Here is a 22,211-nt window from a genome sequence, read left to right as displayed (position 1 = left end):
TCATAGTTATTAGTTTTTTTACATTTTTTCAATCAGTGTTTTGACTTTCTCAATCGGCATTTTTTTATCAGTCCATAGCTCAAAAGCCGCCGCGCCTTGGTAAAGCAACATACTTAACCCATTGGCTGTTTTTGCTCCCGCGGCTTTTGCTTCACGCAACAGCCGTGTTTCTCGCGGATTATAGATCACGTCATAAACTGCCAACGATTCTCGTAACATTCCGCGGTCTTTTAATGGGCTGGCATCTTCCTGCGGCTTCATTCCAACACCAGTCGCATTTACTAGCAATTGGCTCTCTTTGATCGCCAGACCCAATGCTTGCTGATCATCTAGATCACCAAGTGTGATATTGCAGGTAGTAGCCGCCGCGATTTGTTGCAGCTTGCTTTCAATCACTGGATAAAATTCATCGTTTCGATTAAAAACATGAATGGTTTCTACCCCATCTAAGGCAGCTTGACTAATAATTGCTGTAGCAGCTCCACCAGCGCCGATAACTGTCATGGTACCGCCAATAATCGAGACTTCGATGTCTCCTAGCGCTCGCATAAATCCAATCCCATCCGTATTGTGACCGATCAAATGACCTTTGTGGTTGACGATTGTATTGATAGCACCAATCAGTTCTGCGGCAGGAGATAATTCATCGACTAAAGGAACAGCTGCCATTTTGTGCGGCATCGATAAATTGACTCCTAACAAATCAAGCTGACGAATACTTTGGATACTTGCTGCTAAACTTTCTGGTTCAACATCAAAAGCTAGATAGACAGCATCCACTTTTTGATCTTCAAAAGAAAGATTATGCATGGCTGGCGAGATGCTGTGTTTGGCAGGTTTCGCAAACAACGCTGCTAAACGGGTGTGTCCAGTGATTAATTGGTTCATCCTATTCATTCCTTTCAACAAAAAAAGATGTCCACTGTAAATTGATAGAATCTACAGTGAACACCTTCAAACATTACATATCAGCTGATATGTGAATATAAAAAATAGCCACTATAGATTTTACGATCTACGTGGCTTTCAAGTCATTACGAAATGCCTTAGCCATCATAGATACAAACGAGTGTTTGTACCCATGTCTTTCATGAATACAAACCTATCTAAAATAGCTAAAGTAATATTTATTCAGTTGTGAGGGGTTCGCTTGCAATTGTTTCATGATTGTTCGCTCCAAACTGATGTAAGATTGTCCTAAGTATAGGTTGAACTTTGAAAGTTGTCAATGATTTTTTCTTATTTTTTTCATTTCACTGGTTTTCATTTATTTTTTTCTGCGATTTTCACTGGTAGATTCGGTTTTCTAAAGGTCGTCTTCAAAGAATAGTAATAGATCTTGCAAACGAAGCTGCGCTTTTTCTGCTGCGGATAAATCTTTCACGATCTGCCCTTTACGAAGCAAGATCAATCGGTTGCCATATTTTAGAGCATCTTCCATGCGATGAGTGATCATCAAGCAAGTCAACTGTTGTTGTTCCACTCGATCTGCAGTGATTTGCATCAACTGTTTAGACGTTTTCGGATCCAATGCCGCAGTATGCTCGTCTAAAAGCAGCAATTTTGGGGTCTGGATCGTTGCCATCAAGAGACTCAATGCTTGGCGTTGCCCACCAGATAAATTTCCTGTTGGTGTATCCAAATGTTGTTCGAGCCCGTTGCCCACTTCTTGACATAATTGATAATAAACATCTTTTTGTGCTTGTAATTGGCGCAAATGCAAATTCCTTTTCTGTCCACGACGTTGCGCCAACAATAGATTTTCAGCGACGGTCATTCGCGGCGCAGTGCCCATTTTAGGGTCTTGAAAGACTCTTGACAAGTAAGCAGCTCTTTTTTCTTCTGACAACTGCGTGACATCTTGGTCATCGATCAAGATCTGACCACTAGTAAGTGGCAGTGAACCGGATATACAATTAAACAATGTACTTTTTCCAGCACCATTGCCGCCGACTACAGTCACAAATTCCCCTGGTTGCAGTTTTAAATCTACTTTCTGTAAGAGCGTCTTCTTTTCATGAGGACCATTGCCAATGATTTTGGTTGCTTTATTGATCGTTAACATCATTCATCCTCCTTTTCGAAACCCGTCCGCAAGTGCAGTGCATTTTTGAATTGCGGGATCAATAGACAAAGTGTCAAGATGATCGCCGAAAAGATTTTTAAGTAAGTAGTATCAAAGCCAGCTCTGATCACAAATAGGATCAACAGCTGATAAATGATACTGCCCACAACAATCGCTACGAGCCGCTCCAATAATGTTAGTTCGCCAAATAATACTTCACCGATGATAATCGATGCTAACCCTATTACAATGACCCCGATTCCTTTACTAACATCTGCGTAACCATCATTTTGGGCGATCAATGCCCCAGATAATGCAATCACTCCATTGGAAACAACTAAGCCAATGATCTTCATAGTGTCTGTGTTGATCCCTAGTGATTTAGCCATATGCTCGTTGTCTCCTGTAGCAATATAGGCTTGCCCAAGATTGGTATGGAAAAAGAATAGCAAGACAGCCCCGATCACTAATACCATCACTAATCCGATCAACACAGTATCAAAGTAATTAGGCAAATTTAGCTTCGTGAAGAAATCTTGGATTTTTGGTTGATTCAATAGAGAAAGATTTGGCGAGCGCATCACAAACAGCATCACTGAATTTAGTCCCGACATCACAAGGATTCCAGCTAGAATTACTGGGATCTTGCCTTTCGTATATAAAAGACCAGTTACTAATCCGGCACACATCCCCGCGCCTACCCCTAAAAGAGTAGCTACTATCGGTGAGACACCTTGCGTGATAGCAGTCACACAGACCGCGCCGCCAAGAGGAAAAGAGCCCTCAGTAGTCATATCTGGAAAATTTAAAATTCGATACGTCATAAAAATACCTAACCCAAGAATCCCCCAAAGGAATCCTTGCCCAATCGCTGAAACGATCATTTTTTTTCCTCCTCGTTACTTGTTTTTCTATCTGTCTTCCAAACCCCTGTCCTGACAACAAGAAGTTTCTGTCAGGACACATATTCCTTAAAAGCAATAGATTTTTTTCTTGTTTCTTTATGAAACGTTAGTTAGCATTGCTATAACCCTTTTAAGAGCAGCTGTTTCAATAGTTAGTCTGTGCTTGATGTTGTTTCGGTCGCTTCGTCAGAAATGAGTCTGGCTTTTTCTTTGAGTGCTTCTGGAATAGTGATGCCAAGAAATTCAGCTTGCTTTTCATTAATAACCGTATCGCCATCTTTAAAAGTATAGATGGGGGTTGTTGCTGGATCAGATTCCCCTTTTAAGATCGCAGCTGCCATTTTACCTGATTGGACACCTAAGCTAAACTGATTTTGACCCACAGTCGCCAAGCCACCTTGTTGCACCATGGTTTCTGCTGAGGTGATGATTGGTGTTTTCGTTTTGTTTGCTTCTCCGACAACCGTCTGCATCGCATTGGCAATCGTATTATCCAATGGGATAAAAATGAAATCGACGGTTTCTGCCATCACCTGTACCGTCTGAGCAATTTCATTGCTTGAAGGAACTGCATATTTTTTCGACGTCAAGCCATATTTTTCTGCGGCCGCTTCTGCTTCTGCTGCTTGATACTTGGAGTTATCCTCTGTTGAAGAATATAAGATACCAACTGATTTTGCCTCTGGCATCAATTCTTGGGCTAATTCAAACTGAGTAGCTACTGGTGTTTTATCTGATACTCCAGTGATATTTCCTCCAGGTTTATCCATATCAGCCACTAGATTGGCCCCAACCGGATCGGTCACTGCGCCTAAAACGATTGGCACATCCTTAGTAGTATTAGCCAATGCTTGAGCAGCAGGTGTTGCTATCCCTACTAATACATCAGCGCCTTTGTTCAGCAATTGCTGACTCATGGTCGCTAATTTACTTTGATCCGCTTGGCCATTTTGAAATTCGATTGTTAAATTATCCCCTTCGGTATAACCCGATTGTTTTAACCCTTCTTTGACGCCTCGAGTGATTTCGTCGAGCGCTTCATGACTGACAAATTGTAGAATACCCACCGTTTTGTGTTCTTTTTTTGCTGTTTGATCCGTAGGTTGTTCAGCGGATTCTCCTGTTTGTTTTGCTCCCATTTGGTACCCAAAAGCCGCCAATAAAAATCCAAAAATAACAATAACTGCAGCAATTAATCCTTTGTTTTCCATTTTTAACTCTCCTCGCTTCTTTCTCATTTTTTTGTTTATACTTGAGAACTAAAAAAAGCAACTGCCGACAATCCGGCAGTTGCTTCAAGCAAAAACCGCATAGACTAATCGTTCTATGCGGTGAAAGATTCATTTACCAGCATAGATACAGCACTTTAGAAGGTTCTCTAAAAAGTTGTATCTATGGATTGAGGTCCACCAATACAACTATCTACGCCAGTTTTGCCATGAATTTGATTGCAATGCGTAAAATAGTCTCATATTAGCTCCTCCTTTTTCCATTTGTTTAACTTTGTTTCACTTAGTTTAGCGTATTGATAAAAGAACGTCAATAACTTTTATTCAAATTGTCAGATTTTTTCTTACTCTGCTAATTTGCGAATATTCCACATTGGTAACCGATTCAATTCAGGAATAAATTCTTCTGCAGGATCTTTAAGTGATTGATAAGTAAACCGATTTTTCTCTTGTCCGTTTTCAAAGAAAACAAAGGTGATTTCATTTGCTTTTACACCGTAAGTATCTAAAAAAGACTGTGTATCATATACGATCGGATAATAGTACACGGATCGATTCATTTCACTCTCTTTATCATTAAACAATTGAAACACTTCTGCCAACTCTTCGCCATTCGGTTTACTAAACATCACAGAAATGGCTTTTGTGTCCCGAATCGTCTGATCTGCTTCTGCATATTCTAATGGTTCGATCTTATCAGAAGGCAATTCTTCAAAAGCCATCTTGTGGATCAGCGATGTTTTGATCCTCGTTTGAGAAGTAATAATCACTACAGCAAATAGCACAGCAAGTAGAATACCCGTACCTAAATAATACATGGTCTTACGCTGATTTTGGTAGACACTTTGGACAAAAGCTTCCCAGCTTTCTCGCATCTTCTCTTTTACCAACTGAAAAAAATTCTCGAATCGCTCCATCCTAAACCCCGCCCTTTTCATCTGCCATCAACCTTATCTTTATACTAGCAAGATGTCTTTGGAGCGTCAAGAAACTTCCCATATAACTTCCCATATTAAGTAAAATTCGATAAGATAGAGAAAAAACCAAAGGAGTTAGTCATGGCTGATCTTGCTGAACTTTTAATGGATAATGCAATCCCCATTTTAGATTTAATCGTCGTTTGTCTGAATCTGCTTTCAATTTTAGTGCTTGTGTGGGGAGTTGTAAAAGCTGGTTTTGATTTTATTCGTTTTGAAATAAAAGCGAAAGACCGTATGAGTGCGGCCAGAGAAAACAATTTTATTCGAAATTTTCTCGGCAGTTATGTTTTGCTTGGTTTGGAGATCTTGATTGCTGCAGATATCATTGAGACCATCATCCATCCGACATTTGCCGATATCGTCCGCTTAGCAGTAGTCGTAGTCATTCGAACAGTCATTTCCTATTTCTTGAATATGGAGATTGAAAAAGCCCTAAAGGATGCACAAAACAATAAAACGGACTCTTAGTGAATGCTTCAATATATCCTAAATCTGATGGGGTATGTCCTGCTTTGATCAGGATTGGTCTTTCTGGTTTCTTTTCGTTATAATAGAACTACTCGATTCAATCTGGATTCGTTAATTTTACTTACCTTTATCGGTCAAATGTCTTGACCTCAAAAATTGAATGAGAAAAAAGTTTGATAAAACAGAAATGAGGGAAATAAATGTCCTTCGATGGCATCTTTACCCACTTGATGGTTCAGGAATTACAAAATGAACTCGTCAATGGTCGAGTGAATAAAATTCACCAGCCTTATGAGAACGAAGTGATCTTCGTGATCCGTTCTCAAGGGAAAAATCACAAATTATTGTTATCTGCCCATCCGAGCTATGCTCGGATTCAATGTACACAAGCTACCTATACCAACCCAGAAACACCTCCAACTTTTTTGATGATGTTACGGAAGTATTTAGATGGCGCAATTCTGGAAACGATTGAACAAGTTGCGAATGATCGAGTCGTTCATTTCCATTTTACTCGTCGTGACGAATTAGGCGATTTACAAAACTTTGTTTTGATCGTTGAATTGATGGGCAGACACAGCACGATTCTCTTAATGAATCGGGCAACCGGTAAAATCGTTGATACGATCAAGCACATTGGTCATTCGCAAAATACGTATCGTACCTTGCTGCCAGGGTCCCTTTATGTTGCACCGCCAAAACAAGACACTGTTGATCCGTATACACTCAATCAAACAAAAGTCTTTGAAATGCTGTCTCGTCTAGAAGAATTGTCGCCCAAAGTCTTGCAGCAGACTTTTCAAGGATTTGGCAGGGATACGGCAGATGAGCTGGTATCTCGTCTAAAAGAACGACCAAATGAAAAAGTAACCGTTTGGGAAGAATTTTTTGCCGAGCTAGCGGATCCTGTTCCTACCTACTTAAAATCCGGGAACAAAGAATTCTTTACTCCGATCCCCTTTCATTCACTGATGGAACAAGCGGACTGGCAGGAAACTTACCAGAGTCTAAGCGCATTGCTTGATGCGTTTTATCATGAAAAAGCTGACCGTGACCGAGTAAAACAGCAAGGCAGTGAATTACTGAAAAAAATCGACAATGAGCTGAAGCGAAACAAGCACAAGCTAGAAAAAAGACAGCAAACTTTGCGAGAATCTGAGAATGCGGAAGAATTCCGTCAAAAAGGCGAGCTTTTAACGACTTTCATGGCGCAAGTCCCTCGCGGTGCAGGCGAAGTGGAATTAGCTAATTACTATGATGAGAACAAACCAATAAAAATTGCCTTAGATCCGGCCTTGACACCCAACCAGAACGCGCAAAAATATTTCCAGCGTTATCAAAAGCTGAAAAATGCTGTCAAACTGATTCATCAGCAAATTGCTGAAACAAAAGATGAGATCGCCTATTTGGAATCAGTAGAAGCACAGTTGGAAATTGCCGCACCGAAAGATCTTTTGACGATTCGCGAAGAACTTGCTTCCCAAGGATATGTCAAAAATCGGACGAAACAACGGAAAAAACAAACGCCCTCGCAACCGGAACGTTTTCTCTCTTCTGATGGAACGGAGATTCTGGTAGGCAAAAACAATCTGCAAAATGATCAGTTAACTTTAAAAACGGCACGTAAAACAGATTATTGGCTCCATACGAAAAATATCCCCGGGTCTCATGTGATCATTCGGTCGGATTCACCTAGCGAAGAAACAATCTTGGAAGCCGCAGAATTAGCTGCCTACTTCTCGAAATACCGCCACTCCGCACAAGTACCTGTGGATTTGGTACAAGTCAAACATATTCGCAAACCAAATGGTGCAAAACCAGGCTTTGTGATTTATGAGAACCAGACGACTTATTATGTAACGCCTGAGGAAACAATTTTGGATTTAAAACAAAACTAACGCTGTTCTTTTGCTGATTTTCCAAAAAAGTTGGCGAAGAATTAAAAAAATGACCCGCTTACATGTCTCTAACACACAGCCTTCTCGTCAATCGCTGAGAATGGGTGGATAGAACAAATCCGTAAGCGGCTCATTTTTTATGGAAAAATACTTGGAAACGCTAAGAAGCTCTCGGACACATCAGCCAAGCCATTTCATCGAAACAACGCTAGTCCAGATGACTGATCAATGGAATCGATGCATTGTTGGTGGTTAAAAAGTATCATTTTGATCAATCATGCGCTTATTTTCAAAATCAAAATGATAGAGCTTTTCCCAGTGATTGATATTCAATGTCCCTTTCGTTAACCGAATGGCAAGAAAACAACAGCCTTGATCCGCTTCATCATTAACTTCATCGTACCAAACAAACGCCTTGCGAATTTTTTTTCTCAATTCCGCATTTTTTGGGTCCAAGACCCATCCTAGATTTTCTCCGATGCCATTAGCGGTAAACCATTCGCCACAGACTGCGATAGAAACTTCGGGATTTTCTTTGATTTGCTGGATTTTGTTGGAGCTTTCATGGGTCGATACATAAAAGACACCATTCTCATAATAAGCATCTACATCCCGCACCATAGGACGAGGCAACCCATTTTCACCGCAATTGCGCGCAATCGTTGCTAAAGAGATCAAATTGTCTTTGTCGTTACCAAACTTTTCTTCCAGTAATGTCAGGCCCTCTTCATAATTCATCATTTGTTTTTCCTCCTTGAAAATTTTCTCTTGTTTTAAAAGGAATCCATAATTCGACAATCATGATCTCCGCTTGCGATTGTCGATAAAGCTCAGGAAAAAAGCCATCCGCTATCAAACCGTGTTTTTTTAGCCAAAAACGAGTATACCTCATTGCCTTACCCATCCCGACGATCATTTGTGCTTTAGTCGTCTCAAAGCTGCAAACAACATAGTCACGGGCCGGTAATGTCCAGCTTGTCAGATGGCTCATGTCTTTCTCATATCTTCCAGTGACAGATTCTGCCCCGACAAAATAACTGGAATGACCTGCTGGTGCCTCTCCAGGATAGGAAACACCAATGAGCGTCTCTGCTCGCAAAAATGGATGATTGGCACAAGCGTGAAAAAAGTCTTGCCAAATCTTTTCAACTGGATCTACGCCGGTTCTTTCTCCTAGCATTTTGCCATACTTGAAAGGATAATAACCAACGATACCATTGAAAACCCGCGGCTGATCCATTATTTTCTGCTGTATTGCTAAGACGACTCCTTCACTGATCAACGGTTCCCCTTCCTCTACCACAATATGGCTAAGGGATAAATCTGGTTTATCGAAATTTTGTAATGGGAGCAACTGTTTCTGATAGTGTGAGGGTGAAATGCCATAAACTTCTTTAAACGATCGCGAAAAAGAAATAGGATTATTGAATCCAACCTCCAGCGCAACATCAATGATTCGCCGTTGCTGTTTTTGTAAATAGGTGGCTGCTACAGCCAAACGGCGTAACTTGATATACTCTCTGACTGAGGATTTGACTAATCGCGTGAATAAACGCTGATAATAAAACGGCGACAAAGCAGCAACTTTGGCTAACTCATCAATTTCGATTGTCTCAGCTAAATTTGCTTCAATATGGTCCAATGTTTTCTGTATGGCTTCCCATGCATGCATAGAAGTCTCCTTTCTCACACTATAAAACAACTAAGAGAAAAAAGCTTAACGGCCTCTGCTCTTTTTCCTAAAAAAGGTTCTATTGTGCTTTTGTTCACAATAGTTGGTATTTTTAAAAGGATTTTCGTGTATTTTCCACTATTTTAGCATAATTCGGTCGCTATTGTCTGATGATCCCGGATTTAAACCAACAAAAAAGACGAATAAATCGTCTTTTTTGTTGGCCATTAAAATTTATTTTCAGAACGACTATCTAGCGCCAAAAGGTTTGACAATCCGCTTTGTCTTCCATATTAAAACGGATAATGTCGAAGATCAGCTTTTCGTCAACCGGCTGATCCCATAAAATACGAAAAATGTTTTTTGTTTGTGAATAGCCACTTGCTTCAATGCGGGTATTGAACAAGGCCATCGTTTTCACTTCTGGCGAGACTGAGAAATGTTTCTTCGAACTGCTAATCCCCAAGATGAAGGTTCCATGATCCGTAAACATCGGCTGGTTCCAAGCAATTCGAGTCTGCAAATCCGGGAATTCAGTTAATATATGTTCAAATAATGGCTCCAGGACTTTTCGCTGTGCCTCTGACAATTCTTTTGTTAGGTACTCTTGAAACTGATCCATTTCGTAGCCTTCCTTTCGTTCGCTAGACCATCAGTAAAAGTAGATTGGTCGGTCTTTTCGATCCTGCAATGGACGATTATTGTTTTCCAAAACTTCTTCACGAAATTCCAGAATAAAGCGACGACTCATCTCGCCTACCCAGTCAAATACAAACCAGTTGATCGGACCTTTAGTTGGAGGAGTTGTCAAAGAACCTACATAATGAAAATGGTGGGTCATTTCCGGTAAAAACATCGATGGGTCAAACCATTGGGTATGGTTTTTGAAATCCCAAATACTATCATCTTGCTGATTACAGATCCAGTTTAATTTATCTGTTAACCGGAACAAAATACCGACGACTAAGTTTTCTCCTTGTTCATTCATATGTACCAAATGAAATTCAAGTTCTTGCTGCTCATCATCGATGATATGCTCAGAAGGCATATGAAAATGAATATCCGTTAGGTAGTAATTGATGCCTTGAAAGGTCACGTAACTTTCTTTATTGTATGGAACAAAATGAATCGTATTTTTAAATTCTTTTTCAGTAAAGCGTTCCCGATGGTAATGGAAGCTTAAATCCTCATCGACAGGTTCCTCTGTATCATCATGGTAAAGCGCAATGGGCGATTGCAATGGAAACTTTGCTCCTTCAGCATACCAGTCACACAATGTGTGCCAATACTCAGGACCATTCTCCCCAGAATAACTCCATGGAACATCCATATTTCTTTTCAATAAAACTGCCTCCCTATTGAAACTGGCTGCCTTTCAACTGCCAGATAACTTTTGATGAATCGTCTCAAATCGTATCAGAAAAAAGATAAAAATAAAACGAATATGCTCTTGGATCACTCCAGGCATATTCGTTGTTCTTATTTACCAGTCCAAGTTTGAGGTGACTGTTTCCATTGCTGCAGCAATGCAATATCTTCTTTTCCGATATAGTCCATCTCTAATGCAGTATCGATCATTGTTGAATAGTTGGTCAACGTCACTAATGGCAGCTGGGCCTTTTCAAAGTTGGTTAATCCCTGCGGCAATTCATAGGTAAAGATCGCTGCCACCCCCAGAACATTTGCCCCTTCGCGAGCGGCTGCTTCGCAAGCTTCTAACACACTGCCGCCAGTAGAGATCAAATCTTCGATCACAACCATTTTCTGACCTTCCGTGATACGTCCTTCGATTTGGTTTCCTTTGCCATGATCTTTGGCTTTGCTGCGGATATAGACCATTGGCAAATCAAGAATATCTGCTACCCAAGCGGCATGAGGGATCCCAGCAGTAGCTGTACCCGCAATTACTTCGACGTCTGGAAAGTGTTCTTTGATTTGCGCAGCCAAACCACTGGCAATCGCTTTACGTACAGCAGGGTAACTCATTGTCATACGATTATCACAATAAATCGGGCTTTTGATGCCGCTTGCCCAAGTAAAGGGTTCATTTGGACGTAAAAATACTGCTTCAATCGTTAAAAGGTCTTTGGCAATTGCTTTACTGATTTCTGTCATTGAATAGCTTCCTTCCATGCTTGTTTAATTTCCTGGTAAGTATCAAAAGGTGTTGCAGATTGTGTGATTGGTCGACCGACAACAATCGCAGAAGAACCAATTTGTCTTGCTTTTGCTGGTGTGACGATTCGTTTTTGATCTCCGGCATCACTACCAGCCGGACGAATTCCTGGGGTTAAGCACATAAATTCAGGATTGGTAGCTACCTTGATGGCAGCAGCTTCTTGGGCGGAACAAACCACGCCAGCTAATCCTGCTTTTTCTGCACATTGAGCATAATGACGCACGCTTTCTTCTAAAGAAACAGAAATTAGCTGTTCTTGCTGCATTTGTTCTTCGCTAGTAGAAGTCAGCTGTGTGACAGCAATCAATAGCGGCACATTTTGGCCTTCCTTGGTTCCATTTTGCAGTCCCCGCTTTGCTGCTATCATCATCTCAATACCACCCGCCGCATGAACATTGGTGATCGCGACCCCAAGATTTGCCAAACGTGTCATGGACCGCTCGACAGTATTGGGAATGTCGTGAAGTTTTAAGTCTAAGAAAACATCATGGCCTAAATCTTTTAACCAGCTGACGATTTCTGGTCCTTCTTGATAAAAGATTTCCATACCGACTTTGACGAATAATTTTTCTGTTTTAGGAAATTTCTCTAAAAAAAGCTCAATTTCTTTTTTGCTTGGAAAATCCAAAGCAATAATTGGTCGTTCAATCATCTTAATGCCCCTCTCTTACTTCCTTGATCAACTGTGCCAAAGATTCGATACCTAATTCTGCCATTCGTACAGGCAATTCTTCGATCAACTTGGGACAAATATAAGGATCGGTAAAATTTGCGGTACCAATTGCTACTGCACTCGCTCCAGCTAAATACATTTCTAACACATCATCAACCGTCATCACACCGCCCATGCCAATGATTGGCAACGAAGAAACTTGTGCCACTTGTTTGATCAAACGAATCGCCACTGGCTTGATGGCTGGGCCTGAGAGCCCCCCGGTCTGGTTGGCCAAAATAGGACGTCGTGTCTTCAAATCAATGCGCATACCCAATAACGTATTGATCATCGTGAAACCATCGGCACCCCCCGCCTCGATTGCTTTTGCAATGGGTACGATATCGGTCACATTTGGCGATAGTTTGACATAGATTGGCACTTGCGAAACTGCTTTGACCGCTTGGGTCAGTTCTTTCGCCACTTGAGGATCGGTACCAAAAGTAATACCACCATGTTTGACGTTTGGGCAGGAAACATTTAATTCAATGGCTTTTACATTCGGCGCTTGACTGATTTTTTGACAGACAGTGACATAATCTTCTTGAGTGGAACCAGCCACGTTTGCGATGATCGGCAGATCTGGATGCTTTTGCGCTAACTCTGGCAAAATGTCTTCCGTGACTACTCGAAGGCCAGGATTTTGTAAGCCAATCGCATTCAACATGCCGCTTGGTGTTTCAGCCACTCGCGGTGTTGGATTGCCAAAGCGTGCTTCTGGGGTCGTGGCTTTGATCATGACGGCACCGAGCTGACTGATATCATAATACTTGTTGTATTCTGCGCCAAAACCAAAACAGCCACTAGCCGGCATTATGGGGTTTTTGAGAGACAACCCCGGTAATTCAACAGCTAAAACCACTTAAATAACCACCTTTCCAGCTTGAAAAACAGGGCCTTCGTCACAGACTTTGACACTTTTGGTCCCTGTTGGATCATCGGCTTTATGACAAACACAAGCATAGCAAGCACCGATCCCGCAAGCCATGCGAGATTCCAATGAAAGTTGCACATTCGGACAGTCTTGGAAAAGTTGTTCAACCGTTTTTAACAAGCCATTGTTGCCGCAGGCAAAAACAGCCGCAGGTTTGCTATCGGCTGCTAACAATAGATTACCGACATTCCCTTGAACGCCATAGGTGCCATCATCCGTTGCGATTCGTGTATCCCCTAGAGCTTGAAACGCCTTTTCGTAATACATGACTTCCGAACTAGCAAATCCCAAAAAATGAATCGTCCGTACACCTTTTGCGACTAATTGTTTGGAAAGTTCGTAGAGTGGCGGAACTCCGATACCACCACCTACGATAAAAACAGTCTCATCTTTTTGTAAATCTTCGATATGAAAGCCATTCCCTAGAGGGCCTAAAACATCCAGTTGATCCCCGCTTTGCAGATGGGCAAACCGCTTGGTCCCCTCCCCTTCTGTCCGATAAATGATGCGACAACTTTGGCTTTCTTGATCGATCCAGCTAATACTGATTGGTCGTCTTAAGAGAAAGGCATCATCCGGCACTCGAATATGCAGAAATTGTCCCGGTGTGGTCATTTCTTGAACGAGAGCACCAGAGAGAGTCATCTCGTAGATTCGCGGTGCGAGCATTCGCTGTTTTGTAATGGTCATTCGTTCTTGTTTCATGAGCTGTTTTCCTTTCTGACTGCTAGATTGCTTTCGTTGAAAAACCTCTTGATTCCATTACTTGAAGAATGGCATCAGCGGTGTCTAACGAGGTGAAGAGCGGCACCCCATGCTCGACTGCTTCCCGGCGAATAATAAATCCGTCTTCAGTGGCTTTTTGCCGATTTTTGTCCATTGTATTGATCACCACTTGTGTCACGCCTTTTCTGATGAGATCAACGACAGTTTCATCTTCTGTTTCCGAGATTTTCGCTACCCGGGTGACTGGCAAGCCATAGCCTTCAAAGTAATCGGCTGTTCCTTTTGTCGCTAAGATCGAGAAGCCGATTTCGAAAAAGCGCGCAGCCAACACGGCGGCCTCTGCTTTGCTTTCATCCGCTACGGTAAAGAGAACTTTCCCGAATTCCGGAATATGCAAACCAGCTGCTTCAAAAGCTTTATATAAAGCTTTTTCTAAGTTTTTGTCTGAACCCATGACTTCACCGGTTGATTTCATTTCCGGACCTAAGTAAGTATCGACTTTTTGTAACTTGGTGAAAGAAAAGACCGGTGCTTTGATATGAACTTCGTTTGGTGTTGGATAAAGGCCATCACGGTAGCCCAGATCCGCCAATTTTTCTCCTAAAATCGCTTTTGTCGCGATCTGTGCCATAGGAATCTCTGTGACCTTGCTCAAAAATGGAACGGTTCGGCTGGCCCGAGGATTGACTTCAATGACGTAAACTTTTTCCTCGTGGATAACAAATTGAATATTCATCATTCCAACACAATTCAATCCCAATGCTAACCGTTTCGTATAGTCTTCGATGGTGGCAATCGTTGCGTCAGAAAGGTTTTGCGGTGGATAGACTGCCATCGAGTCACCTGAGTGGACCCCAGCTCGTTCGATATGTTCCATGATTCCCGGAATCAGAACCGTCGTGCCATCACAAATTGCGTCAACTTCACATTCTTTCCCTACTAAGTACCGATCGACTAAAACAGGATGTTCGGGAGAAGCTTTTACTGCATGCTTCATATAATCTTCCAGATCCGCTTGGTTCTCAACGATTTCCATTGCCCGACCACCTAAGACATAACTCGGACGAACAAGGACCGGATAACCGATGCGATTAGCGATCGCCACTGCTTCCGTGGTATTTGTAGCAGTATCTCCTGGGGGTTGCGGAATAGCTAATGCCTGTAACGCTTGTTCAAAGAGATCACGGTTTTCAGCACGATCGAGGTCTTCGATACTCGTACCTAAGATGCTGACTCCTGCGGCAACTAATGGCTCCGCCAAATTGATCGCTGTTTGACCGCCAAATTGAACAATGACCCCAATTGGTTGTTCCAGTTCGATCACATGCAAGACGTCTTCTAGTGTCAATGGCTCAAAATACAATTTATCGGAAATCGAGAAGTCTGTCGAAACGGTTTCCGGATTGCTGTTCATAATAATGGCTTCATAGCCCGCAGCCTGAATTGCTTTGACCGAGTGTACTGTTGCATAATCGAATTCCACACCTTGACCGATGCGGATCGGCCCAGAACCTAAGACTAAAACAGATTCTTTTTCACTGCGAACACTCTCGTTCTCAAACTCATACGTACTATAAAAGTAAGGCGTTGCCGACTCAAACTCGGCAGCACAAGTGTCTACCATTTTGTAGACGGGAAGCAACTGATTTTCCTTACGGATGTCTCGAATCTCTTGTTCTGTCATCTGCCATAACTCAGCAATTTTTTTATCGGTAAAGCCGTTTTGCTTCGCTCGTTTTAATGTTGTAAAATCTTGGCTGTTGGCAGCAAGTTCTTGTTCGATTTCATAAATGTGCAGCATTTTATCCAAGAAGAAAAGATCGATTTTAGTCATTTCATTCAATTCTTCAATAGCATAGCCGCGGCGAATGGCTTCCATGACATAAAATAAGCGATCATCTTGCGCTTTGATCACCTTATCGATCAAGTCATTGTCTGAAAGCTGTTCTAATTCTTTCATTTCAATATGATGTGTGCCGATCTCCAATGAACGCACAGCCTTCAGCAAAGATTCCTCGATATTCCGACCGATAGCCATCACTTCACCGGTTGCTTTCATCTGTGTCCCTAAACGGCGTTCGCCGGACTCAAATTTGTCAAAGGGCCAACGAGGGATTTTGGCTACCACGTAATCCAATGCCGGTTCAAACTCGGCATAAGTTGTTTCTGTGACAGGGTTTTTCATTTCATCTAATGTCAACCCAACAGCAATCTTTGCTGCTAGCTTCGCAATCGGATAGCCAGTTGCTTTACTTGCTAAAGCAGACGAACGGGAAACCCGGGGATTGACTTCGATCACATAGTAATTAAAGCTGTAGGGATCAAGCGCTAATTGAACATTACAACCGCCCTCGATTTTCAATGCGCGAATGATTTTTAGAGAAGCATCACGCAACATTTGGTACTCATGATCGGAGAGTGTTTGACTCGGTGCAAAAACGATCGAATCACCTGTATGGATCCCGACAGGGTCAAAGTTTTCCATGTTGCAGACAACGATCGCATTATCGGCTGAATCCCGCATGACTTCATATTCGATTTCCTTATAGCCGGCAATACTGCGTTCGATCAGACATTGCGTCACTGGTGACAGTTTTAGACCATTCTCAGCAATCACTCGCAATTCCTCTTCATTATTACACATACCGCCTCCAGTACCACCAAGGGTAAAGGCTGGACGAACGATGATTGGATACCCAATCTTAGTTGCAAAAGTAACTGCTTCTTCCACTGTTGAAACGATCTCCGATTCAGGAATCGGTTGATTTAACTCTTCCATTAATTGTTTGAATAGATCACGGTCTTCTGCTTGATCAATCGCTGCTAATTTGGTTCCTAACAACTCGATTTCCAACTCATCCAAGATGCCGGAATTAGCTAATTCCATCGCCATATTCAAGCCGGTTTGACCGCCTAATGTTGGCAAGATCGCATCCGGACGTTCTTTTCTTAAAATCCGGGAGACAAATTCGAAAGTGATTGGTTCAATATAGACTTTGTCGGCAATTTCTTTATCGGTCATGATCGTTGCAGGGTTCGAGTTGACCAGCACAACTTCATAGCCTTCTTCTCGCAACGCTAAGCAGGCTTGCGTTCCTGCATAGTCAAATTCGGCTGCTTGGCCAATAATGATCGGTCCAGAACCGATAACCATGATTTTCTTAATATCTGTACGTTTTGGCATTTAGTTCTGCTCCTTCCATGCATCGATCATTTCTAAAAATTCATCAAACAAATGTACGCCATCATGTGGTCCCGGTGCAGCATCTGGATGATACTGAACACTAAATGCTGGGTAGCGACGATGACGGACACCTTCAATGGTTCCATCATTGACTTCCACATGAGTGATGATCAGTTTCTCTTGATCAATCGATGCTTCTGCTACTGCAAAACCGTGATTTTGTGAGGTGAAATCAATTCTTCCTGTAGCGATTTCTCGAACGGGATGGTTCAATCCTCGGTGACCGAATTTCATTTTGTAAGTATCAGCGCCATTAGCTAAAGCAAACAACTGATGTCCTAAACAGATACCGAAAATCGGTACTTTTCCTTGGATTTCTTGAATCATTTTGATGGCTTCAGGGAGGCTTTTCGGATCACCAGGTCCGTTGGTCAGCATGACACCATCTGGCGCGAGATCCAAAATTTCCTGTGCGGTGGTATTGTAGGGTAAAATCGTCAGATTACAATTTCGTTGAGAAAGTTCTCTTAGAATGCTGTGTTTCAAGCCAAAATCGATCACGACGATATTCCGTCCTGTTCCTGGACTTGGATAAGGCTTTGAAGTTGAAACTTGTGCCACTTGATTGGTGGGCAAAACGGCTGCTTTCAATTGATCAAAGGCATGAGCAAATTCATCATTGGCATCCACAATACTAGCTTTCATCGTTCCAAATTGGCGGATTTTACGAGTCAAAGCCCGAGTATCGATTCCTGCGATTCCCGGAATGTTTTTGCGCTTTAGAAATTCGTCTAAGGTCAATTGTTTCCGCCAGTTGCTGGCTACACGAGCATGTTCTTTCACTACAACACCTTTACAAGTGGGAGCGATTGATTCATAGTCATCGCGATTAACACCGTAATTTCCCACCATTGGGTAGGTAAAGGTGATGATCTGACCGTTGAAACTTTGATCCGTAATGGTTTCTTGATACCCTGTCATACTAGTGGTAAAGACAATCTCGCCATAGACATTGATCTCTGCGCCAAATCCCTCACCTTCAAATAATGTGCCATCTTCCAAAATCAACCAGCGTTTCATAAAATCCCCCTACCTTTTTGCCAAACTAATTTTCCATTGACCAATGTATGGGTGGTATCCCCATATAATGGCCAGTTATTAAATGGTGTGTTTTTTCCTTTTGAAAGAAATTGATCCGAATCGACAGTATAAGCTGTCTCTAGATCAAAAATCGCGAGATCTGCCGGAGCTCCCACCATTAATCTGCCAGCTTTCAATCCAAAGATTTCAGCAGGCTTCTCGGTCATCCAAGCCACCGCTTGTTGGAGTGTAAAGCGGCCCGTTTTGACAAAATGCGTATAAATCAATTGAAAAGCATATTCTGAACCGACGATTCCAAATGGTGCTTTTAAAAAACTTTGCATTTTTTCGTCATAGCCATGTGGCGCGTGGTCTGTTGCGATACAATCGATCGTCCCATCCAGTAATCCTTCGATCAATGCCTCGCGATCTGCTCTACCTCTAAGCGGCGGATTCATTTTCCAAAATCCTTCATCGCCAGGGATATCTTCATCGATCAAAAGCAAGTGATGGGGGGAAACTTCTGCCGTCACATGGATTCCTGCTTGTTTAGCTTCACGTATGACCCGCACACTTTCTTTTGTCGAAACATGGCAGACATGGTAATGGGCCCCGGTTTCTTCTGCCAGCAGTACATCCCGGGCAATTTGTGATGCTTCTGTGGCACTAAGAATCCCCGGCAAGCCTAATTCTGCTGCTCTCTTACCCGCATGCATCACACCGCCAAACAACAGAGAGTCATCTTCTGTATGCGCCACTAATGCCATCTGGTTTTTGGCCGCTTCTTTCATCGCCAAGTACATCGTACCAGCAGTTTGGACGCCAACGCCATCATTGGTGAATGCAAAAGCGCCGGCTTCTTTCAATGCTTTTTGATCCGTTAAAACTTCACTACGTAATTCTTCTGTGATCGGTGCATACTGCAAAACATGAACCACGGCGTCTTCTTGGATACGTTGGTAGACTTGTTGCAATTTTTCTGCGGTATCTGGCACAGGATTTAAATTTGGCATGGCACAAACCGTAGTGAAACCGCCACGAGCGGCTGCCATACTTCCTGTTTTGATCGTTTCTTTGTATTCAAATCCTGGCTCTCTGAAGTGAACATGAACATCCACTAATCCTGGAGTGATCAGTTGTTGCTTTGCATCGATCACTTGATCGAACCCTGTTTCTGAAAAAGTCGTTCCAATCGCTTGGATGATACCATCTTCGATCCAAATTTCTGCAGGGATACAATGATCACCGTCAGCGATGATCTTTCCGTTCTTAATAAGTGTTTTCATGTTGCTTCCTCCTCTATCTCTATTGGTCGCGTTTCTTATAATTAAGCTTTGCCATTCAATACCGCTTCTAAAATTGCCATCCGGACAAACACGCCATTCGTCATTTGCGTGACAATTCTTGAACGCAGCCCTTCAACTAATGGATCTGCCAGCTCAACATCACGATTGACTGGAGCTGGATGCATGATGATGGCATGGTCTTGCATTTTTGCTGCACGTTCCACTGTCAATCCATAATCCCGTAAGTAAGCCTCTTTTGAGAAACTTTCTGAGCCATCATGGCGTTCGTGTTGGACCCGAAGCATCATCATCACATCGACTTGATCCACTAATTCATCTAGAGGCAACCAGTGTCCATACACTTCAAATTCATTGTCATACCATTGTGGCGGGCCAGAAAAATACACTTTGGCGCCTAATCGTTTGAGCATTTGCATATTTGATTTGGCGACACGGGAATGGGTGATGTCTCCGACGATCGCTACTTTCAGTTGATCAAAGTGGCCAAATTCTTCATAGATCGTCATCAAGTCTAATAAGCATTGCGTGGGATGCTGTCCGCTGCCATCGCCTCCATTGATGATGCTGCATTGGATCGTTTTACTTTGGATCAGCTCGTCGTAATAGTTCTCGTCTCCGTGACGGATCACAGCGACATCCACGCCAAGAGCTGACATTGTCAGCACGGTATCATAAAGGGTTTCGCCCTTTTGCACAGAACTCGTTGAGGAGTCAAATTCAATCACTTCAAGACCTAATTTCTTTTCGGCTACATCAAAACTTTTGTGGGTTCTGGTACTATTTTCAAAGAAAAGGTTCGTAGCAAAGTATTGTTCTTTTTGCGGCATCCATTTGGCCCCTCTTTTAAATTCCTGCCCTCTGCGGATAAGCCCCATCACTTCTCGATCTGTTAATGCTTCAACGGTCAAAAGATGCTTTAAACTGATTCTTTCTGATTGGATGATCATGAATAATACCTCCTAGTTTTTCCCTTTTAGTTGACTGCTAGCTATTGTTCTTCACTGCGTGATGTTTCTGGCAAAATTAGATTTAAAATGATTCCTAAGACAGTTGCTAATGCCATGGCTGATAAGGTGAATGTTCCGACCGTAAAGACAAGGCCGCCGATTCCGATCACCAGGATCACAGAAGCAATGATCAAATTCTTTTTGCGGTCAAAATTGATTTTATTGTCGATCAAGATTTTCATCCCACTTGCAGCAATGACACCGAACAATAGGAAGCTGATTCCAGAAATGACCGGATTTGGGATACTCAAGATCAAAGCACTCAATTTTCCGACAAAGCCTAACAAGACAGCCAAGACAGCCGCACCACCGATAACAAAGACACTGTGCACTCTCGTAATGGCCAAGACACCAATGTTTTCACCATAACTTGTCACAGGGGGTCCCCCAACGAATCCGGCAACGATTTGCGCAAAGCCGTCTCCCATCAATGTTTTGTTTAATCCTGGTTCTTCAAAAAAGTTACGCTTTGTTAGTTTATTCAAAACCATCAAATGGCCAATATGTTCTGTCATCGTGACAAAAGCGATAGGCGCCATCGTCGTGATCGCATTCAAATGTAGCGTTGGCTTGTATTGAACAAAGGGAATTTCGAAGCTTGGTAATGAGAACCAAGCAGCATCAATAATTGGCTGCACGTCTACGATCCCAGCAGCTAAAGCTACTAAGTAACCACCAATGATCCCTAGTAAGATGGGGATCAAGCCAAGAAACCCTCGCAAAAACATGTTGAAGAAAATCGTCAATCCCAATGTAACCAATGCAACTAAGATAAATTTAAAATCATAGATGTCCCCATTGTACATTGCGTTTTGAGCGGCATTAGCAGCTAGTCCTAACCCGATAACCATGATCACAGGCCCTACGACGATCGGCGGCAAAATTTTATCCAGCCATGCAGCACCAATCTTTTTGATGATCAGAGAAACGATGATGTAAACCAGTCCTGTTGTAACAGCTCCTTGGGCGATTGCCGGGTAGCCGTCTGATTTCATCAACATTTGCATTGCAGCGATAAAAGCAAAGCTGCTCCCTAAGTATGCGGGAATCTTTCCTTTCGTCGTAACGAGGTAAACAAGTGTCCCCAAACCGGAACTTACTAAAGCGATACTTGGGTTGATCCCAACTAGGATCGGTACTAAAACAGTTGCTCCGAACATCGTGAATAAATGTTGAAGACTTAAGCCTAACCAAGGCAATGCCTTTGGACGATCATTGATATCTAATACCACATCGGTATTGCGAAATTCTTGCTTTTCCATGTGTCTGTCACTCTTCTTCCTACTCGTTTTCTTTATTGATCATGATTCGATCAGAACCGTCAGATTCTTCCATTTCAACAATGATTTGTTCGCTTAATGCCGTTGGAATATTTTTCCCTACAAAATCTGCCCGAATCGGTAATTCTCGATGCCCCCGATCGACTAGTACGGCTAGTGAAATCCGGCGAGGACGACCGAAATCCATGATGGCATCTAATGCTGCCCGGATGGTGCGCCCTGTAAACAACACATCATCGATCAAGATGACTTCTTTGCCATCGATTGCTGTTGGAATGTCAGAAGAATGGATCTCAGGATCTTCATCTGATTTTTTATCGTCTCGATACAATGTGATATCCAGTTCGCCAACGGGGACTTCTACTCCTTCCAATTGTTTCAAGCGTTCAGCAATTCGTTGTGCGATATAGATTCCCCTAGTCTTGATTCCTACTAAGACTAGGTCATCAATCCCTCGGTTGCGTTCGATGATTTCATAAGTGATTCTGGTCAATGCTCGTTTCATTGTTACTGCATCTACTACTTCTTTGGTTGGCATTTCGTTCCCTCCTAATTTTGAACATAAAAAAACTCCTGCCTAGTGAG

At 42.4% G+C, this 22,211-nt stretch carries 20 protein-coding genes and 1 pseudogene; 2 read left to right on the top strand and 19 right to left on the bottom strand.

The window, feature by feature from the left end; translation table 11 throughout:
• Window positions 1–18 precede the first annotated feature (18 nt).
• From aroE to IGJ28_RS11135, 5 genes are all read right to left on the bottom strand, one after another.
• On the bottom strand, window positions 19–888 hold the full coding sequence (gene aroE, locus IGJ28_RS11155; RefSeq protein WP_113849704.1) for a shikimate dehydrogenase: 870 nt from the start codon (window positions 886–888) through the stop codon (window positions 19–21).
• 418 nt (window positions 889–1,306) lie between these two features.
• Window positions 1,307–2,065, bottom strand: a complete 759-nt coding sequence (locus IGJ28_RS11150; protein WP_103300872.1) for an ABC transporter ATP-binding protein — start codon at window positions 2,063–2,065, stop codon at window positions 1,307–1,309.
• A complete protein-coding gene (locus IGJ28_RS11145) occupies window positions 2,065–2,949 on the bottom strand; it encodes an ABC transporter permease (RefSeq protein ID WP_252711981.1) in 885 nt (294 codons plus the stop codon). Before IGJ28_RS11145 ends, IGJ28_RS11150 begins: the two co-directional genes overlap by 1 nt.
• Before the next feature lie 173 nt (window positions 2,950–3,122).
• Window positions 3,123–4,181, bottom strand: coding sequence for a tryptophan ABC transporter substrate-binding protein (gene trpX, locus IGJ28_RS11140; RefSeq protein ID WP_252711982.1), 1,059 nt, complete (start codon window positions 4,179–4,181; stop codon window positions 3,123–3,125).
• Window positions 4,182–4,543: 362 nt separating this feature from the next.
• Entirely contained in the window at window positions 4,544–5,116 is a 573-nt protein-coding gene (locus tag IGJ28_RS11135; protein WP_103300875.1) for a hypothetical protein, read from the bottom strand.
• 141 nt (window positions 5,117–5,257) lie between these two features.
• Here IGJ28_RS11135 and IGJ28_RS11130 point away from each other — a divergent pair, with 141 nt between their 5' ends.
• On the top strand, window positions 5,258–5,647 hold the full coding sequence (locus tag IGJ28_RS11130; protein ID WP_003126597.1) for a DUF1622 domain-containing protein: 390 nt from the start codon (window positions 5,258–5,260) through the stop codon (window positions 5,645–5,647).
• A 200-nt stretch (window positions 5,648–5,847) separates the two neighbouring features.
• Window positions 5,848–7,545, top strand: a complete 1,698-nt coding sequence (efbA, locus tag IGJ28_RS11125; RefSeq protein WP_252711984.1) for a fibronectin-binding protein EfbA — start codon at window positions 5,848–5,850, stop codon at window positions 7,543–7,545.
• Between the two features lie 252 nt (window positions 7,546–7,797).
• Here efbA and IGJ28_RS11120 read toward each other — a convergent pair whose 3' ends face one another.
• From IGJ28_RS11120 to pyrR, 14 genes and pseudogenes are all read right to left on the bottom strand, one after another.
• Window positions 7,798–8,286, bottom strand: a complete 489-nt coding sequence (locus tag IGJ28_RS11120; RefSeq protein WP_005473156.1) for a pyridoxamine 5'-phosphate oxidase family protein — start codon at window positions 8,284–8,286, stop codon at window positions 7,798–7,800.
• Window positions 8,273–9,217: an AraC family transcriptional regulator gene (locus IGJ28_RS11115; RefSeq protein ID WP_252711985.1), complete on the bottom strand. Its 945-nt coding sequence runs from the start codon at window positions 9,215–9,217 to the stop codon at window positions 8,273–8,275. The genes IGJ28_RS11120 and IGJ28_RS11115 overlap by 14 nt, the downstream gene beginning before the upstream one ends.
• A 253-nt stretch (window positions 9,218–9,470) precedes the next feature.
• Window positions 9,471–9,839: an iron chaperone gene (locus IGJ28_RS11110; RefSeq protein ID WP_003126601.1), complete on the bottom strand. Its 369-nt coding sequence runs from the start codon at window positions 9,837–9,839 to the stop codon at window positions 9,471–9,473.
• Window positions 9,840–9,869: 30 nt separating this feature from the next.
• Window positions 9,870–10,547, bottom strand: coding sequence for a carbonic anhydrase family protein (locus tag IGJ28_RS11105; RefSeq protein ID WP_034704506.1), 678 nt, complete (start codon window positions 10,545–10,547; stop codon window positions 9,870–9,872).
• A gap of 149 nt (window positions 10,548–10,696) precedes the next feature.
• A complete protein-coding gene (pyrE, locus tag IGJ28_RS11100; RefSeq protein WP_005473159.1) occupies window positions 10,697–11,332 on the bottom strand; it encodes an orotate phosphoribosyltransferase in 636 nt (211 codons plus the stop codon).
• Window positions 11,329–12,048 (bottom strand): orotidine-5'-phosphate decarboxylase, encoded by a 720-nt coding sequence (gene pyrF, locus IGJ28_RS11095; RefSeq protein WP_252711986.1) that lies wholly within the window; start codon window positions 12,046–12,048, stop codon window positions 11,329–11,331. The genes pyrE and pyrF overlap by 4 nt, the downstream gene beginning before the upstream one ends.
• Before the next feature lies 1 nt (window position 12,049).
• Entirely contained in the window at window positions 12,050–12,970 is a 921-nt protein-coding gene (locus tag IGJ28_RS11090) for a dihydroorotate dehydrogenase (RefSeq protein ID WP_367178280.1), read from the bottom strand.
• Window positions 12,971–13,759, bottom strand: a pseudogene (locus IGJ28_RS11085) (dihydroorotate dehydrogenase electron transfer subunit); the annotation flags it as partial.
• A gap of 10 nt (window positions 13,760–13,769) precedes the next feature.
• The gene (carB, locus tag IGJ28_RS11080) at window positions 13,770–16,952 is read right to left on the bottom strand and encodes a carbamoyl-phosphate synthase large subunit (RefSeq protein WP_252711987.1); all 3,183 of its coding nucleotides are present in this window, start codon (window positions 16,950–16,952) and stop codon (window positions 13,770–13,772) included.
• The gene (locus tag IGJ28_RS11075) at window positions 16,953–18,032 is read right to left on the bottom strand and encodes a carbamoyl phosphate synthase small subunit (protein WP_003126609.1); all 1,080 of its coding nucleotides are present in this window, start codon (window positions 18,030–18,032) and stop codon (window positions 16,953–16,955) included. It abuts the gene before it with no gap.
• Window positions 18,029–19,318, bottom strand: coding sequence for a dihydroorotase (locus IGJ28_RS11070; RefSeq protein ID WP_029486819.1), 1,290 nt, complete (start codon window positions 19,316–19,318; stop codon window positions 18,029–18,031). Before IGJ28_RS11070 ends, IGJ28_RS11075 begins: the two co-directional genes overlap by 4 nt.
• Window positions 19,319–19,359: 41 nt before the next feature.
• A complete protein-coding gene (locus tag IGJ28_RS11065; protein ID WP_060814300.1) occupies window positions 19,360–20,286 on the bottom strand; it encodes an aspartate carbamoyltransferase catalytic subunit in 927 nt (308 codons plus the stop codon).
• A 41-nt stretch (window positions 20,287–20,327) separates the two neighbouring features.
• The gene (locus tag IGJ28_RS11060; RefSeq protein WP_003126613.1) at window positions 20,328–21,608 is read right to left on the bottom strand and encodes a solute carrier family 23 protein; all 1,281 of its coding nucleotides are present in this window, start codon (window positions 21,606–21,608) and stop codon (window positions 20,328–20,330) included.
• Window positions 21,609–21,627: 19 nt separating this feature from the next.
• Window positions 21,628–22,164, bottom strand: a complete 537-nt coding sequence (gene pyrR / locus IGJ28_RS11055) for a bifunctional pyr operon transcriptional regulator/uracil phosphoribosyltransferase PyrR (protein WP_003126614.1) — start codon at window positions 22,162–22,164, stop codon at window positions 21,628–21,630.
• Window positions 22,165–22,211: the final 47 nt, after the last annotated feature.

The organism is Enterococcus sp. AZ091 (assembly GCF_051714805.1).
GTDB lineage: Bacteria > Bacillota > Bacilli > Lactobacillales > Enterococcaceae > Enterococcus_D > Enterococcus_D gallinarum.
The sequence above is the reverse complement of the archived record's forward strand: the minus strand, read 5'-3'. Positions and strand labels throughout refer to the sequence as shown.